This window comes from Stenotrophomonas sp. TWI809, assembly GCF_039673205.1.
Classification (GTDB): domain Bacteria; phylum Pseudomonadota; class Gammaproteobacteria; order Xanthomonadales; family Xanthomonadaceae; genus Stenotrophomonas.
The window spans coordinates 52358-69426 of the sequence record NZ_JBDJLE010000018.1 but is presented as its reverse complement, the minus strand read 5'-3'; the positions used below and the strand labels follow the sequence as shown (position 1 = coordinate 69426).

Genomic DNA, 17069 nt, shown 5'->3' with positions numbered 1-17069 from the left:
ACGGCGGTCGCCAGTATCCAGAGGATCGCCCGTGGCCGACTCATCGCCCATCTCCCGGCGCGGAAGGAAACTGCAGATGCTGGTACCAGGTCAGCGCGTGTGGCGGCGCGGTTTCGCCCGCAGGCAAGGGCCTGCCGCTGATCGACTGGAAGTACGCCACACTGGCATCGCGCCACCACTGCGCTTCGCGCCGCTGGATGCTGAGGAAGGCGGCGACCTGCGCATGCCGCTGCGCATCCACCCTGCCCTGCAGGCCTGCCCAGGTGGCCTGCATTCCTTCCACCTGACGCACACCCAGGGAGTAACGCCCCACCAGTTCGTCCCACAACGGTCGTCCCGAGGCCATGCGGTGATTCCACGGGACATGGTGGAACCACAACAGGAGCGGCTCCGGCACCCGCGCCAGGTCGCCGTACACGGTGGCCACCTCGGGGGCGTACTGGGCCACCGCGTTGCTGCCGCTCGCGGTGCGATCGAAGCCGATGCCATCGCGGTCGGCGCGGTGGTAGTACACGGCGGTCCAGTCCGCGCGCGGACCGCCGTCCACCCAGGGGCCGGGCCCGTAATGGTGCCCGCGCGCCATCAGGTGGTGCAGACCCAGCGGCGTCATGTAGTTCACCGCGGCCTCGCGCGAGACCATCATCATCTCGACGATGGGCACGACCACCTCGGGATCCGGCGCGAACGTCATCGCGGCCCAGTCCGCCGCGATGTCGCGGGCGGACTGGGCCGGATTCCAGGCGAGACGGCCGAAGGCGTACCAGTTGGCCTGGTCGAAGTGCGACCCACTCCAGGTGCGATCGCTGCCGATGTTGGCGACGCCGGCGATCCCGGTCAGAAACTGCGCGACCGTGGCGCCCGCACCGCGTGCGTGGGTGTCGGACTGCAGCACCTCCTCGTAGAGCGGCCCCAGGTAGACCAGATGCGTGGCGAAGCCGAGATACTCCTTGGTGATCTGGACCTCCATCATCAGCGGCGTGCGTGGCATGGCCCCGAACAGGGGATGGAACGGCTCCCGCGGCTGGAAGTCGATGGGCCCGTTCTTCACCTGCACGATCACGTTCGGGCGGAAGTCACCGTCGAGCCCGGCAAATTCGGTGTAGGCCTGCGTGGCGCGGTCCTCGGGCACCTCATGCGCGTAGACGAAGGCGCGCCACATCACCACGCCGCCATGCGGTGCCAGCGCGTCCGCCAGCAGATTGGCCCCGTCCGCATGCGAACGGCCATAGTCCTGCGGTCCGGGCTGTCCTTCCGAATTGGCCTTGACCAGGAAGCCACCGAAATCCGGAATGCGCGCGTAGATCTCGTCAGCCTTGTCGCGCCACCAGCGCTGCACGTCCGGGTCGAGTGGATCGGCGTTTTTCAGCCCGCCCAGCTCGATGGGCGCGCTGAAGCGCGCGCTCAGGTATACGCGGATGCCGTACGGGCGGAACCTGTCTGCCAGCGCGGCGGCCTTGATGAGATATGCCGGCGCAAGGCTCTGCGCGCTCGCGTTTACATTGTTCAGCACGGTGCCGTTGATGCCGAGCGAGGCGTTGGCACGCGCATAGTCCGTATAGCGTGGGTCCCGCCACTCCGGCAGGGTCTGCCAGTCCCACAGCGAGCGGCCCGCATAGCCGCGCTCCACATAGCCGTCCAGGTTGTCCCAGTGGTCGAGCACGCGCAGTCGGAGGCGGGGTGATTCGCGAACCTCGAGGGCATCGAGTGACGCGCCGGTCTGCAGCAGTCGCAGCAGATGGAACACGCCATACAGGACGCCGATATCCCGGCGCGCGGCTACCAGCAACACCTCGCGCCCGCCGATGTGCGCACGCCTGAGCAGGTAGCCATCGTCGCCGAGTGAGTCAATCTCCTGGCGGAGGGGCGCGATCACGGCCGACGAATCCGGGGTGCCCAGCACCACGGTGGGGTCTGCGCTTGGCGCGATCTGCATCCGCGGCGCGCGACCCAGCAGGCCGGTGAGGCCACGCACAAGTTCCTCACGCGCGGCGCGTTGCGTCGGGGTCTGATCGGGAGCCACGACCCCGCCCAGCCGTGCCCGGGCGTCCGCCGCGAGCGCAGGTTCCAGCGGTGCGTAGCGCAGCCATAGGGCGTAACCGTCTTCTGCCCGCACGCTGCCTGCGCAGGCGAAAAGCGCCACGGCGACACCCAGCATCCAGTGACACCGCTCGACATTCCGGCGCAGCAGCAGCGTCGCCAGCAAACCTTGTAAGCTGGGGATGTGCCCGCCTCGCGGCAGCGTCACAAAGAAGAAAGGCAACACGCATTGGACAAGCCGAAGAAATCGGTCCGCCGCAAAACCAGTGGCGTGACGATCGACGAGGTGGCTGCCCTGGCCGGGGTATCGCCGATGACCGTGTCGCGCGCGATCAACCAAGGCAAGGTGCGCGATGTCACGCGCGAACGGGTGATGCGCGCGGTGCGCGAACTGGGCTACACGCCCAACCTGGCCGCGAGTTCGCTGGCCGCGGCGCAGCACACGCGGATCGCGCTGATCTACACCAATCCCAGTGGCGCCTACCTGCGGGAGCTGCTGGTGGGCCTGCTGCGTGTCGCGTCCAACGCGGCCATCCAGCTGGTCATCCATTACTGGGACAACTTCGACCCCGAGGCCGAGCGCAACGCTGCACGCGCCTTGGCCGGACGTGTGGATGGCGTCATCCTGCCGCCGCCGCTGTGCGAGTCGCAGGCGGCCGTCACCGAACTGGTCAGCGCCGGCATCCCGGTGGTCGCGATCGCATCGGGGCACCTGAGAGACGATCTTTCCTGCGTCCGCATCGACGACTTCCACGCGGGCAAGGAGATGGCCGAACACCTGATCCAGCACGGGCACCGACGGATCGGCTTCATCTGCGGCCGCAGCGACCTCAGTGCGAGCGCGCGTCGCTACGATGGGTTTGTCACCGCCCTGCAGGAGGCAGGGCTGCAGGTCGAACCCGGCCTCGTCGAACAGGGGGATTACACCTACCGTTCGGGGCTTGCCGCGACCGAGAAGCTGCTGTCCCAGCGTCGGCCGCCCACGGCCATCTTCGCCAGCAACGATGACATGGCCGCGGCGGCCATCTCCGTTGCACACCGACGCGGCCTCGAGGTGCCCCGCGATCTGTCGGTCGTGGGCTTTGATGACACCTCGGCGGCAACGACCGTCTGGCCCGAGCTCACCACCCTCCATCAACCCATCGCCGCGATGGCCGACGCCGCCATCGATATCCTGCTGCGTACCATCCGCCGCAAGGGCGACGACACGCGCGTGCTGACCGATCACGTCATGCCGCACCGGCTGGTGGTGCGCGACTCGGTCGCGCGCCCGCCCAAGCGCTGAGGGCGCAGGCCGCATCGTCACGCGCCGGGGCATGCGATGGTGGCCTCCGCTTCATTCAAGGCGCCCAGGGCAACGCGTGACACCGAGAGCGTCATCGCGCCTGCCGTCCCGATCGACCAGGGGCGATCCAACTTGCCGACCTCCGCGCCGGCCGCCGCCAGACACTTCAAGGGCACGCCCACGCGGGTCCATTGGCCCACGGGCAGCGTTGCCAGCGCCGGTCCGAGCGCGACGCGTGCCGAACAACCCGTGCCGCAGCCCACGGACAACCACGCCTCGCCCTGGGGTGCGGCGTCGACGCGCATCGTCGTCAACAGCATCAGGTCGCCGTTGCTCTCGCGCTGCAGGTCCAGCGGCGTGTGCGACTGCAGCGCGACGATCGCCTCACCCTTGCCCGACCACGCCAGACGGCGACCATCTTCCTGTGCCAGGTGATCCACGCCGGTGACCTTCAGCAGGTCGCCCTCGAGGGATTCCGGCACCTGCGTGACGGTTACCCCCTGCCCGGCGCTGCCCTCCAACCGCAGGGCCATGCCGGAGCCGGCATCCCCGCGCGCGAAGAACACCCCGGCGGCCCCTTCGTTGCCCGTCACGCCCGAGGCTTCCGGCAGCGCGGCCAGATCGCCGTTGTCGGCATAGGTCAGGCCGAAGCCGAAGGCGAACAGGGGGTTGTAGTCCTTCTGCCCGACATTGTTGGCGTACTGCGTCGCGGTGCGCGGCCAGCTGAAGCTCAGCTTGCCCTTGAAGTCGTGCTGCAAGCTGCCATCCGGCCTGCGCAGCAGCACATCGGCAATGCCGGCACCTTCCGAACCGGGCAGCCAGGCCGCCACGAAGGCATCGGCGGCGTTGATCTCACGATTCACCCAGAGCGGGCGTCCGCTGAGGAACACCGCGATCACGGGGATGCCGTCGGCCTTGAGCCGCTTGATCAACGCCAGATCCGCGTCGTCCCCCGGCTTGTAGGCAAGGGTCGCCAGATCGCCCTGGAACTCCGCATAGGGGTTCTCGCCGAACACCACCACGGCCACATCCGGTTTCGTGGTGTAAGCGCCATCCACCGCCAACTGCGCTTCGCCGCCAGCGGCCGTGGCCTGCTGCGCAATGCCCTCGTAGATCGTGTCCGCGTTCGGGAAGTCTTTGCGGGTGGTGCCGGTGCCCTGCCAGTTCAGCGTCCAGCCGCCCGCCTGCTTGCCCACGTCGTTGGCACCGTCACCGGCCACCAGGATGCGTTGCTTCGGCGACAGCGGCAGCACGCCGCCCTGGTTCTTCAGCAGCACCAGCGATTCGTGCACCGCCTGGCGTGCAACCTGACGATGCTCCGGCGCACCGACCAGTGCGAACTGCCCACCGACCGCGCGCGACGATGGCTTGCCCGCCTCGAACAGGCCCAGCCGCATCTTGACCCGCAGAATCCGGCGCACTGCGTCGTCCAGGCGTTGCTGGGGAAGGGAGCCGTCCTTCACCGCGGCCAGCGTGGTCTCGTAGAAACCCTTCCAGCTGTCCGACGCCATGGCCATGTCCAGGCCGGCATTGATCGTGGCCGGACAATCGGTGGTGGTGCAGCCCTTGACCTGCCCGTGGCCGTTCCAGTCGCCCACCACGAAACCACCGAAGTGCATGCGCCCCTTCAGCGCATCGGTCAGGTACGGCTTGTTGCCGTGCATTTTTTCGCCGTTGACGCTGTTGAAGGAGGCCATCACCGTCTGCGCGCCCGCCGCGATGGCGGGCGGATACCCGGCCGCGTGGATGCGCACCAGCTCGGCCTCGCTGATCCGGGTATCGCCCTGGTCCTTGCCGTCGGTGGTGCCGCCATCACCGAGGAAGTGCTTGACCGACGCGATGACATGGCGACCGTCAAGGAAGCCTGGCGAGCCCACCTTGCCCTGCAGGCCCTCGACCATCGCGCCGGCATAGCTGGCCACCACCTCGGGCGACTCGGCGTACCCCTCGTAGGTACGCCCCCAGCGGTCGTCCTGCGGTACTGCCACGGTCGGCGCGAACGCCCACTCCATGCCCGTCGCACGGGTTTCCAGAGCGGTGATCTCACCGATACGGCGCAGCAGCTCCGGGTTACGGGTCGCGCCCAGGCCGATGTTGTGCGGGAACAGGGTCGCGCCGATGATATTGCTCTGCCCGTGGACGGCGTCGATGCCGAACAGCACCGGAATCGCCTTGCCGCCCTGCGAGGTGTCCATCGAGGCTGCGTAGAACGCATCGGCCAGCGCCAGCCATTCGGCCGGCGAGGCATCATAGCGGCCGCCGGGATCGGAGTTGCCGCCCGCGAGGATCGAGCCGAGCCGGTAGGTGCGGAGGTCCTCCGGCGTGATGCTGGCAATGTCACCCTGCACCAGCTGACCCACCTTTTCCTCCACCGTCATGGTGTCCATCAGGTCGGTGATCCGCTTCTCCAGCGCGGCATCCTGGGGCAGTGGCCAGGCCACCTGCGGCCACGGATCCGGATCGGCCGCCGCCGGTGCAACGGCCTTGTCATCGTTCCCGCAGGCAGCCAACACCCCCATCAGCGCGGCCAGCAGCACGCCACGGCGGGCGTGGGCAAGGCGTCGATTCGTCATCGTGTTCATCCTTCCATTTGCTCCAGTTCCTTGCCCTTGGTTTCGCGCACGTACCTGAGCACGAAGAAGACCGAGATGATGGCCGAGGCCAGGTAGAGGCTGTAGGTCGCCGCGAGCCCGATAGCGGCCAACAGGATGGGGAACGTCACCGTGACCGCGAAGTTCGCGGTCCATTGCGCCGCACCCGCCACGGCCAGTGCCGAGCCGCGGATCTGGTTGGGGAACATCTCGCCCAGCATCACCCACATCACCGGCCCCCAGGAAAGATTGAAGAACACCACGTAGGCATTGGCCGCCACCAGCGCCAGCGTGCCCATGCTCCCGGGCAGCTGCAGGCGCCCATCGACCAGCGAGCCACTCGCGAAGGCGACCACCAGGAGCGCCAACGACACCGACATGCCGGCCGAGCCGATCCATAGCAGCGGCTTGCGCCCGATGCGGTCGATCAGCAGCACGGTGACGACGCAGGCACCAATGCTGAGCGCACCAGACAGCACGTTGATCAGCAGTGCGTCGTTCTCGGAAAAACCGACCGCTTGCCAGAGCACGGCGCCGTAGTAGAACACCACGTTGATGCCGACCAGTTGCTGGAAGATGGCCAGGCCGATGCCGACCCAGACAATCGGCCGCATCCTCCCGGTGACCTTGCTGCGCAGGTCCGACAGCCGCGGGCGATGGTGGTCCGTCGACAGCGAGGCGTCGATCTCGGCCAGCTTGGCCTGTGCCTCCGCACCGCCGAACAGCCGCGTCAGCACGTGCAGCGCCTCGTCCTTGCGGCGCTTCACCACGAGGTAGCGTGGGCTCTCCGGAATGGTCAACAGAAGCGCCAGGAACAACAGCGATGGCACCGCCTGCATCCAGAACATCCAGCGCCACGCCGCGTACCCGCCCCACAGCGCCTCGGTCGAGGCACCGGCGGTGGCCGCCAACAGATAGTTGGAGAGGAACGCGACGGTGAGGCCGCTGATGATGGCGATCTGCTGGACCGTCGCGAGGCGGCCACGGTAACGCGCCGGCGCAACTTCGGCGATGTACGCCGGCGAGATCACACTGGCTGCGCCGACCGCAAAGCCCCCCAACACCCGCGCGATGATGAACAGGGTCGAGGACGCCGCCGCGCCTGCCCCGATCGCCGACAGCAGGAACAACACCGCCGAGACGATCAACACGTTGCGGCGTCCCAGGCGGTCGGACAGCCGCCCGGCGCTGAACGCACCGATGGCGCAGCCCAACAGCATCGAGGCGATCTCGAACCCCTGCATCCACTCGCCTGACCGGAACGTCTGGTGCAGGCCGTCCTGGGTGCCGTTGATCACGCCGCTGTCGAAGCCGAACAGGAATCCGCCAATCGTCGCCACCACGCTGATCAATACGATCAGCCGCGTGTTCTCCCCGCCGCTCACTGCCTGGTTCATTGCCCTGCCCCTCCCCGGTTCAGTGTCATCGCTGCGAACTGCCGCGCTCAGCGCAGCAGGTACTGGTTGAGCAGGTTCTCGTAGCGTTCCTGCTTGCCGCTGGTCTGGTTGGGCTCACCGCCCTTGGCACCCAGTGCGGCCAGGTCCGTGAGGCTGAGCGCGCCTTGCGCGAACTCCTTGCCGGCACCAGTGTCGAAGCTGGCGTAGCGCGCCGTGCGCCACTGTTCCAGCGGGGAGTCGTTTAGCAGCGCGTGGGCCACTTCCAGCCCGCGTGCGAACGCGTCCATGCCGCCGATGTGGGCGATGAACAGGTCTTCCATGTCGGTGGATTCGCGACGCAGCTTGGCGTCGAAGTTCAGGCCGCCCTCCAGGCCGCCCTGCCGCAGGACGACCAGCATCGCGCCCACGGTGTCGTAGAGGTCGGTCGGGAACTGATCCGTATCCCAGCCGTTCTGCGCGTTGCCGCGGTTGGCGTCGATGCTGCCCAACAGGCCGTGGTCCGAGGCGACCTGCAGATCGTGCTCGAAGGTGTGGCCGGAGAGCGTGGCGTGGTTCGCCTCGATGTTGAGCTTGAAGTCCTTGTGCAGGCCATGCTCCTTCAGGAAGCCCGCTACGGTCGCGCTGTCGAAGTCGTACTGGTGCTTCATCGGCTCCATCGGCTTGGGTTCGATCAGGAAGTTGCCCTTCAGGCCGATGCTGCGGCCATAGTCGCGCGCCATCGTGAGGAACCGCGCGAAGTGATCGACCTCGCGCTTCATCTGCGTGTTCGCCAGCGAGGCATAGCCTTCGCGGCCGCCCCAGAACACATAGTGTTCGCCGCCCAGTTCAACCGTCGCCTCCAGGGCGGCCTTCACCTGCACGGCGGCGCGCGCCACCACGGCGAAATCCGGATTGGTGGACGCACCGTTCATGTAGCGCGGGTGCGAGAACAGGTTGGCTGTGCCCCACAGCAGTTTCATGCCGGTCGCATCCTGCCGCGCCTTGGCCAGGCCCACCATGTGCTTCAGATTCTTCTCGTACTGGCCGACGTCGTCCGCATCCGGCGCCAGGTCGATATCGTGGAAGCACCAGTACGGCACGCCGAGCTTGGTGAAAAATTCGAACGCCGCGTCCACCTTCGCCTCGGCGGTCGCCATCGGCGAGCCGGTCTCCCACGGGAAATTGCGGGTGCCCGGACCGAACGGATCATGCCCGGCGTTGCAGAACGTGTGCCAGTAGCAGGCCGCGAAACGCAGATGCTCCTGCATGGTCTTGTCACCGATGACCTTGTTCGCGTCATAGACCTTGAACGCGAGCGGGTTGTCCGAGCCGCGGCCTTCGAAGGGGATGCGGCCGATGCCGGGGAAGTATTCCTTGGCGCCGATGAAGGGTTGATTGCTCATGGTGCGTCTTCCTGTCGTTGTGCGAGGTGGTGCGTAAAGGGATCAGCCGCGATACAGCGGCGTGAGCGCGTCGAGATGTCGCAGGAAACGTGCATAGGCCGCGGCATAGGCGTGCGTACGCATCGGATCAGGGTGAGCGGACTGCAGCGGGTCGACCGCAACGTGCCGGTCCGCGATGTCGGCGATGGAGGCAGCGTCACCGCGTGCGTGACCCAGTGCCCACAGGGCCTGCAATGCCGCGCCGAACGCCGCCCCCTCGGACTGGGTCGGTACGTCCACCGGCAGGCCGAAGACATCGGCCACCATCTGCCGCCACTGCGCGCTGTTGCTGCCGCCACCGGTCAGCACGATGCGGTCGAACCGCATGCCCGCGCGGACAAAGGCGTCGTACCCATACTTCAGGCTGTACGTGGCGCCTTCCATGGCCGCGCGGTAGAGGTGCGCCGGGGTCATGTTCGTCGTGTCCAGGCCCGCCAGAACGCCCTTGCCCAGCGGCAGGTCCGGCGTGCGTTCGCCATTGAGGAACGGCAGCATCACCAGGCCGTCGGCACCGGGCGAGGTCGCCCGCAGGTGTCCATCGCCATAGCGGGTGCTGAAACCGAAGGCGTCGGCGACCTGTTCGGTCACGACGGTGCAGTTCATCGTGCAGATCAACGGCAGCCAGCCACCGGTGGACGAGCAGAACGCGGCCCAGGCGCCGTCCGGATCGACCACGGGCGTGTCCGAGTAGGCGAACAAGGTGCCCGAGGTGCCGAGGCTCATCGCCAGGCGGCCGGGCACGACGCAGCCGGTACCGATGGCGGCCATCATGTTGTCGCCCCCGCCGACCGCTACCTTCACCGTCCCGGGAAGCCCCAATACGCCCGCCGTGGCCGGATCGATAGCGAACAGCTCGTCGGGTGCGGCGATGCGCGGCAGGCACAGGGCCAGGTCGCGCGCCGGATCGGTCGCGCGCAGCAGCGCGGCCGACCAGGTCCGGGTGCGCACGTCCAGCCAGCCCGTGCCCGACGCATCGCCGTACTCGCAGAAGCGCTGGCCGGTCAGCACGAAGTTGAGGTAGTCGTGCGGCAGCAGGATCGTTGCGAGCCGGGCGTAGGCGTCGGGCCGATGCGTCTTCGTCCAGGGCAGTTTGGACGCGGTGTAACCGGTCAGGATGGGGTTGCCGGCCAGCGCAATCGTGCGCGCGGGTCCGCCGAGTGCGTCCATGATCTGCACGCACTCGGCCGAGGTGCTGGTGTCGCACCAGAGCTTGGCCGGTGCCAGGACCTCACCCGCGGCATCGACCGGTACGAAGCCGTGCTGTTGCCCTGAGACCGCCAGCGCGGAGATGCGGGAACGCACCTTGGAATCGATCGCACGGAAGCAGGCCTGAAGGGCGGCGACCCACGCGGCCGGCTGCTGCTCACGGCTGCCATCGGCGGCGGACGCCAGCTCCAGAGGTGAGCTCGCGCTGGCAATGAGATGCCGCCCGGCAGGGTCGTACACCACGACTTTCAGACTCTGCGTACCTGCATCGATTCCTGCAACCAGATCCATCTATCTCATCCCGTGGGTGTATGGAGGTAGCGCTACCATTTCTGTGCAACAGCGAGCTGCCCCGTCATGCCAGGGCTGAGACCCGTGGCCAGACGTCCCGCGCCGCCCTGCAGTAGCGTTCGATGAACGCTGCCTGCGACGGCATCGTCGCGACCGCCTGCTCCACTGGCTGGCGGATCCGCATCAACAGCGTGCGCAGGTCCGCGTCGCTGATGGCAGCGGCAAGCGGATGCGGAGGTCCCGGCTGGATCCCCTGCCCCATCAGCACGCTCGTCCAGGAGTCGACCCGGAACAGCTCGCCGGGGTCCTGCCAGGCATGCGCACGTTCGCGCCAGGCCCGCAGCCGGACCGCGAGCGATTCGGGCAGGTCCATGTCACGACAGGCCTTCCACATCGGCTCGTCGCGCTGGTTGGCGTGGTAGTGCAGGATGATGAAGTCGCGCACGTGCTCCATCTCCTGCCGGCTGACCTCGTTGTACAGGTCCACCAGCGCCGGGCTGATGCCGTCGGACGGGAACAGCTGGATCAGGCGCACCACCGCGCTGATGGTCAGGTGGATGCTGGTCGATTCCAGCGGCTCGATGAAGCCACTGGCAAGCCCCAGTGCCACCACGTTCTTGTTCCATGCCTTCAACCGGCGCCCGCTGCGGAACGGCACCAGCCAGGGGTCCCGCAGGGGCGGGCCGTCAACGTCGCGCAGCAGCTTGGCGTGCGCCTCGTCATCGGACATGTGGCGGCTGGAGAACACCAGCCCGCAGCCGACCCGGTGCTGAAGCGCGATATGCCACCGCCACCCGGCTTCGTGCGCGATGGCGCGGGTATACGGAACCGGCGGCGCGACCGATGCGGTCTGCACCGCAACGGCACGATCACTGGGCAACCATTCGTGCCAGTCCTCATAGCCGGTATGCAGGGTCTGCTCGGTCAACAGGCCGCGGAAGCCCGTGCAATCGATGAACAGGTCGCCCTCGATGACCTGCCCGTCTTCCAGCACCAGGCAGGCAATGGAGCCGTCGTGGGCATCTTGGCGGACCTCGCGGATCTTGCCTTCGACCCGTCGCAGCCCGTGGCCTTCGGCTTTGCGGCGCAGGAATTTCGCGTAGAGCCCGGCGTCGAAGTGATAGGCGTAGTTGACCTGGGGCTGGGTCTCCAGCGTAAACCGGTCATGCCACGAGGCCGCGCTTTCCAGGCAGAAATCGCCCAGGTCCGACGGCATGCCGCGGCGCAGGCTGTCCAGCCAGAAATGGTGGAACGGTGTGGCCCAGGTGCCCTGCCCGATCGTGCCGAACGGATGGATGAAACGTTCCCCGGGGCGACGCCAGTTCTCGAACGAGATCGAGAGCTTGAACGTGCCGGCGACGGCCTGCAGGAACTCCTGCTCATCGATCTGCAGAAAACGGTGAAACGTGCGGATGGGGGGCACGGTCGACTCGCCGACACCCACCGTGCCGATCTGCTCGGACTCCACCAGGGTGATGTCCAACTGATCGCGGAACTGGTGCGCCAGCGCACACCCGGCCAGCCAGCCGGCCGTGCCGCCACCGGCGATGACGACCTTGCGGATGCGCCCTTGCGTTGTGTTCGCCACGTTCAATGCGGTGCTCCCATCAGCGGTTGAGTCGAGCCAGCAGCTGGGCGCGCATGCGGCGCGCCTGCGGCTCGTCGAACGGTGCCAGGTCGCCCCGGGCGGCGTCGGGCAGGTGGTGTCCTGCACGCTCACCCGGGCCGAAGACGTAGTACTCGAAGATCGTTACCCAGGCCTGCTTCTCGCGCGCCGGCAGGTCGCGCACGGCCCACATCGCGTGGTGGAGTGCCGGTAGCGGCGAGGACAGGAAGGCCGGCGAGCTGCGCCACCAGTAGTTCACCAGCACATTGAAAGGCGCGAGGCTGCGCACGTGGTGCCACCACAGGCTGGGAATGAAGATCGCATCGCCGGGTTCCAGCTCGGCGGTCTGTGCGCTTGCCAATGCATCACGGAATCGCGGGTGGACCGAGAAGTCCGGGCGGTCGAAATCCACCACGCTCACTACCTGTCCGCCCGGGGTGGGTTCCAGCGGCCCGGGATACAGGTTGTCGATCTGCTCCGGCGGAAACAGCGTGAACCGGCGCCGACCTACGGCGCAGCACGCCAGGTTGTCGGGCGTGTCGAAATGGCAGGAGGCGGTAACGCGGTTGCCGATCCAGATGCTTGCCGAAGCGTCGATGCCCTGCCCGGCCAGGCCGGCATCGTTGTGCTGCGCGAACCCGGGCAGTGCCCGATCGATCAGCAAGGACGCGACATAGTAGGTGGGCGGCCGCGGCGCCTCGAGGGTGGCTTCAATCTCGTCCAGCACCTGCGTCAACAATCCGCGCCGGACCTCGACGTTCAACCGGGTGAAATCCTCGTTATAGAACGGGCGCCCCTCGATCTCAGGCCCGCCGTAGGAGTACGGGACCGGCACACCTGCCTCGAAGCCGCGCAGATAGCCCAGTGCCGCCTGCGTGGAGCGTAACCCGGCCTGCACCAGCGCCCAGTCGCGCGCGATGCCGCGCAGTACCACCGGCTCGCCGGCGGCCACCAGTGCCTCCAGCGGAAGCGCGCCAGGCGCCAGGCCTTCCAGTGTCCGCATGGAAATGCCGTCCAGCACCGGTCAGTTCCTGCCCGCCGCAGCGGTGGCATCCTGCAGACGCAGACGTTTCTGTTTCTCTGCGATCAGGCGACGCATGTTGTGCAGCGACGCCAGCATCAGGTACGCCCCTTCCAGGTAGCCGGCGCGATTGAGTTCGGCCAGCGCCGGACCGTCCAGCTGGGCAAGCCGGTCACGGTCGATGGCGTGCAGGCCGTTGACACCGACCCGATGCTCCTGGGCAACCTGCACGTCGAGCGTGATCGGGTGAATGAGGCCTTTAGCATCCAGCTCGGCAAACATCGCCGCCCCGAAGGCGTGTCCCTCGTGGATACCACGCAGCACGCCTGCGATGTGGTCCAGATAGGGTGTGTTGCCCCCCTGCGGCAGGAATACCGGCTCGCCCTGCATCGCCGTCACGCGTGGGTGATCCAGATCCACGTGCAGCACCGCTTCCTGGGTGAGCGTGCCATCGATCCGGTTTTCCTGGAAGCCGATCAGGAACGGCCCCTTGGCCGCCGCCCCGGGCAGGTAGGACGCATTCCAGCGGCCGTCCTGCAGGTAAAGATTCTCGTGCTGCTCAAACCCAAGCAGGACCACGGACTGCCACTCACCCGTGGCGGCGTCCCTGCGAAGGAAAATGGGGTATTCGCGCTGCAGTTCGGCGAACTCGCTCGGGTAGGCCGGCACCATGCCGACCGCATCGCCAAACGCGGACCCGAAATCGGTGGCCACGCGCAGATCGCGGTGGGCGATGTTGTTGAGCATTTCGTAACGCGGCATGGTGTTCTTCCAACCCCATCAGGACCCTTGAACGGGTGCCGCTGCCAGGGCAGCGGCACCCCCACACGTCAGAACCTGTAACGAACGCCGAGCATGTAACGCGGGCTCTGGTCAGCCAGCTTCACGATCATCTGCGAGGTGCGCGAGCGCCAACGGACGTCCTCACCGGTCAGGTTGATCGCCTCAAGACCGAACGACCAGTGATCATCCAGGGTGTAGTTCACACTGAGATCCCACTGTTCGTACGCTTCCACGTAGTACGGATTGCGACTGGTCCCCTGGTTGGCGAGGATCAGGTACTGGTCACGCCAGTTCCACGCCAAACGCACCGACCAACCATATTTTTCGTACATTAGCACGGCGTTTGCGGTGTCACTGAGGCCGGTCAACGAGAACTGGTCGATGCCCGGGTCGCCCCCGTTGTTGTAGCCGACATCGCCATCCACCAGGGTGTAGTTGGCGAGGACGCCAAAGCCGGTATCGCCGAAGAAGTACTGACCCCCGAGCTCCCAACCGTGCAGTTTTGCCTGGTTCTGGTTGATGGGACGGTTGACGCTGAACTGGTAGAGCGGATCATCGCCCTCCCCGTACAGGTCGTAGGCCGCTTCGGTGGCCAGGACCTGCGCGTCGGTACCGTTGTAGGCGCCCAGTCCGGCCGGATTGTTGCGCAGCAAGGCCAGCGCGGTGAACAGGGCCGTATCGTTGGCCGAGCAGGCCGCCGCATTGGCCGCGCCGACCTGGGTGATACAGGCGCCGCTGTTGAGGAACGCCAACGCGGCCTGCGCATCCGGGCCGGCGGTAGGATCCCTCAGCCCATACAGGTTCTCCTGCACGATGGTGTTGCCGATGAAGTTGTTGACGGACTTGTTCCAGTACGTCAACGACACGTAGCTCGCATCGGCGAAGTACCACTCCAGTGCCAGGTCGAGGTTGTCCGACTCCAGCGGCTTCAGCTGCGGGTTCTGTGCGGTGCCGCTGGCCCGCGAAGACGGATCGATCAGCACCGAGCCAAACGGTTGCTGTGCGGTCGGGCCTGCGTAGAGGTTGCCGATCGGCGCGCGCGCGATACTCTTGCCGAACGAGACGCGTGCCTTCAGATCGTCCATGAGGTCGATGCTGAAATCGAGGTTGGGCAGGATGTAGCTGTAGCTGTTCTTCTCGGTGAACGGCTGCTGCTCATCGGACAACACCACGCGGAAGTCGTTGTTGGACTGCCATTCGATGGCTTCCGGGATGGCGATGACCGACGTCGACACCACATCGGTGGTCTCATAGCGCACGCCCAGGCGGGTATTGGTGCGCAGGCCGCCCAGCTCGCCGTCCAGCTCGACCTGGAAATAGGCCGACTTGGTCTTCTCTTCCACCAGGTTGTCGGCGGCGCGCTGCGGGCTCACGCCAAGACTGGCGCCATAGTTGTCCGCGGCCCATTGCGCCAGGCGGCCCGCATCGCCGCGCCAGGCGGTGAAGCTGTTGGCATTGAAGTCGTTGAACAACCCGACGATGTTGACCGGCTGCAGCAGGTCCATCAGCCCGTTGGCCACATCCCCGTCAACGTTGGCCACGCCCCAGTCGCCCAGGGTGTTGTAATTCTCCGCGGCCTGGATCCGGTGGGTGGTCTGCTTGCTGGAGTCCACGCCAAACTGGAAGCGCCCCCGGTCGAAGCTCCATTCACCGTCGACGCGTCCCTGCTTGATCTCGCTGACCTGGGTCTGCGAATTGATGCGCAGCACCTGCGAACCAATTTCGCCCGGCACGAAGCCCGGGTTGACCACGCCGTTGGTCTTGGCGATGGCATCGGCCGTGCTCGGGTACCAGACCTGGGTGCCCACGGGCAAGCCGTTGTTGAAGTTCATCTCCTGTACCCACGACCCACCGCAATGCGGCCCGGTAGTGCAGTTGTTGGTGCCGGCGATGCTGCTGAAGATGGAGCCGCCGCCGGTGAGCGGGTCGTTCGGTCGGCTCTCGTTCTTTGAATTGTGCGCGTCGAAGGTCAGCTTGAACCGGTCGGTGACGTTCCACAGTGCATTGAAGCCGAGGGACCCCAGCTTGTACTTCTGCATGCTGCGCTGCTGCTCAAGCCCGAAATCCTTGGTGCCCGCGATTTCACGGATATAGACCGGCGTCGCAACCGCACCGCTGGTGTCGAACGTGACATCGGTGTAGTTGCTGTTCTGCAACCACATGCCCTGTTCGCCACGATTCTCGGTGATCTCGTTCGTCGAATAGGTGTAGTCCAGGGTCAGGGTCACCGCGTCGGTCGGCGCGAACTGCAGCACCGCCTGGCCATTGATGCGCTCACGCTCGAACTCGGAGAACGCATAGCGAAGGTCGTTCGGACGACCGTACAGCGCGCCCACCGCCGGTGCATTGACCACGGTCGGGTTGCCGGGCATCGTGCCGGTCCACGGCTGGATGTTCCAGTAGTTGTTGGTGGCCTGCACCGAGCCACCCTTGCGCTTCTGGTAGCTCGCACTCACGCCAACGCCGAAGGTCTTGTCCGGATTGCTGTAACTGAAGATGCCGGACAGTTCAGGCGTCAGGTCGCTGTCGAATGGCTGGCTCTGGTCGGAGACGACCTTGGCACCGGCGCTGGCGACGGTGCCGTCATGATCGAACGGGCGTCCGGTCAGGATGTTGATGGTGGCGCCGATACCGCCGCTGGGGACATTGGCCTGGCTGGTCTTGTAGACCTCGATGCCATTGATGGATTCGGCGGCCAGCTGGGCGAAGTTGAAGGCACGGGTACCCCCGTCGACGCCGCCGATGGCGACCTGCCCAGAGGCACCGAACGCATCTGCGCCCGGCATCTGCCGTCCGTTGAGCGTGACCATGTTGAACTGGGGGCCAAAGCCGCGTGCCGTGACCTGCGCGCCTTCACCATCACGACGTTCGATGGAGATGCCGGTGATGCGTTGCAGCGATTCGGCCAGGTTGGTGTCCGGAAACTTGCCGATATCCTCGGCACTGATGGCATCCACCACGCCGGCCGAGTCACGTTTGATGTCCATCGCCTGGCTGAGGCTGTTGCGGATGCCGGTGACCTGCACGGTATCCAGCTGTGTCGGGCTGGGCTGGGCCTGCGGCTGGGCGACGGGCGCGGGCGTTGGCGCGTCCTGTGCAAACGCGGGATTGATGACCAGGACGCCACCGACAAACGTAAACATGGCCCTGGAGGTGAACTTCGCCAGCGTGCGGCTCATGAACGAGCCCCCCGGCATTGGGTACGACGGAACGTAGAAGCGCTCATGACTCTCCCCTCTGACATAACGATCGAATGGATGCACCGCCCCTCCTGGGGGCACGTACGGGCGATGCCCGTCTTCCACACCGAACATCGCAGCGCGCTGTGCGCGTGCTGCGACTTACACTCGCTTTCAGGCTTGCCAGAACAGCCGCGTGGTAAAGGGGGGGGTACCCGTTGGCCCTTACCCCGGCCAAGTGGTAGCGCTACC

At 66.5% G+C, this 17069-nt stretch carries 10 protein-coding genes; 1 reads left to right on the top strand and 9 read right to left on the bottom strand.

The features are described 5' to 3' along the window. Window positions 1-40: 40 nt before the first annotated feature. A complete protein-coding gene (locus tag ABE472_RS13760; RefSeq protein ID WP_346466470.1) occupies window positions 41-2155 on the bottom strand; it encodes an alpha-glucuronidase family glycosyl hydrolase in 2115 nt (704 codons plus the stop codon). Window positions 2156-2266: 111 nt separating this feature from the next. On the opposite strand from ABE472_RS13760, the gene ABE472_RS13755 reads away from it, so the two are divergent. Further along, window positions 2267-3322 (top strand): LacI family DNA-binding transcriptional regulator, encoded by a 1056-nt coding sequence (locus ABE472_RS13755; protein ID WP_346462363.1) that lies wholly within the window; start codon window positions 2267-2269, stop codon window positions 3320-3322. Between the two features lie 17 nt (window positions 3323-3339). Here the strand turns inward: ABE472_RS13755 and ABE472_RS13750 are convergent, their stop codons facing one another. The 8 genes from ABE472_RS13750 to ABE472_RS13715 form a co-directional block, all read right to left on the bottom strand. Continuing rightward, window positions 3340-5904, bottom strand: a complete 2565-nt coding sequence (locus tag ABE472_RS13750; protein WP_346466457.1) for an exo 1,3/1,4-beta-D-glucan glucohydrolase — start codon at window positions 5902-5904, stop codon at window positions 3340-3342. Further along, window positions 5901-7310: a sugar porter family MFS transporter gene (locus ABE472_RS13745; RefSeq protein WP_346466456.1), complete on the bottom strand. Its 1410-nt coding sequence runs from the start codon at window positions 7308-7310 to the stop codon at window positions 5901-5903. Before ABE472_RS13745 ends, ABE472_RS13750 begins: the two co-directional genes overlap by 4 nt. Window positions 7311-7357: 47 nt before the next feature. Further along, window positions 7358-8692, bottom strand: a complete 1335-nt coding sequence (gene xylA, locus ABE472_RS13740; protein WP_346466455.1) for a xylose isomerase — start codon at window positions 8690-8692, stop codon at window positions 7358-7360. A 42-nt stretch (window positions 8693-8734) separates the two neighbouring features. After that, a complete protein-coding gene (gene xylB / locus ABE472_RS13735; RefSeq protein WP_346462367.1) occupies window positions 8735-10228 on the bottom strand; it encodes a xylulokinase in 1494 nt (497 codons plus the stop codon). A 64-nt stretch (window positions 10229-10292) separates the two neighbouring features. Continuing rightward, window positions 10293-11822, bottom strand: coding sequence for a tryptophan halogenase family protein (locus ABE472_RS13730; protein WP_313218406.1), 1530 nt, complete (start codon window positions 11820-11822; stop codon window positions 10293-10295). A gap of 13 nt (window positions 11823-11835) precedes the next feature. Continuing rightward, window positions 11836-12855 (bottom strand): cupin-like domain-containing protein, encoded by a 1020-nt coding sequence (locus ABE472_RS13725; RefSeq protein WP_346466454.1) that lies wholly within the window; start codon window positions 12853-12855, stop codon window positions 11836-11838. 3 nt (window positions 12856-12858) lie between these two features. Then, on the bottom strand, window positions 12859-13617 hold the full coding sequence (locus ABE472_RS13720; protein WP_346466453.1) for a SapC family protein: 759 nt from the start codon (window positions 13615-13617) through the stop codon (window positions 12859-12861). 68 nt (window positions 13618-13685) lie between these two features. Further along, entirely contained in the window at window positions 13686-16817 is a 3132-nt protein-coding gene (locus ABE472_RS13715) for a TonB-dependent receptor (RefSeq protein WP_313209776.1), read from the bottom strand. Window positions 16818-17069 lie beyond the last annotated feature (252 nt).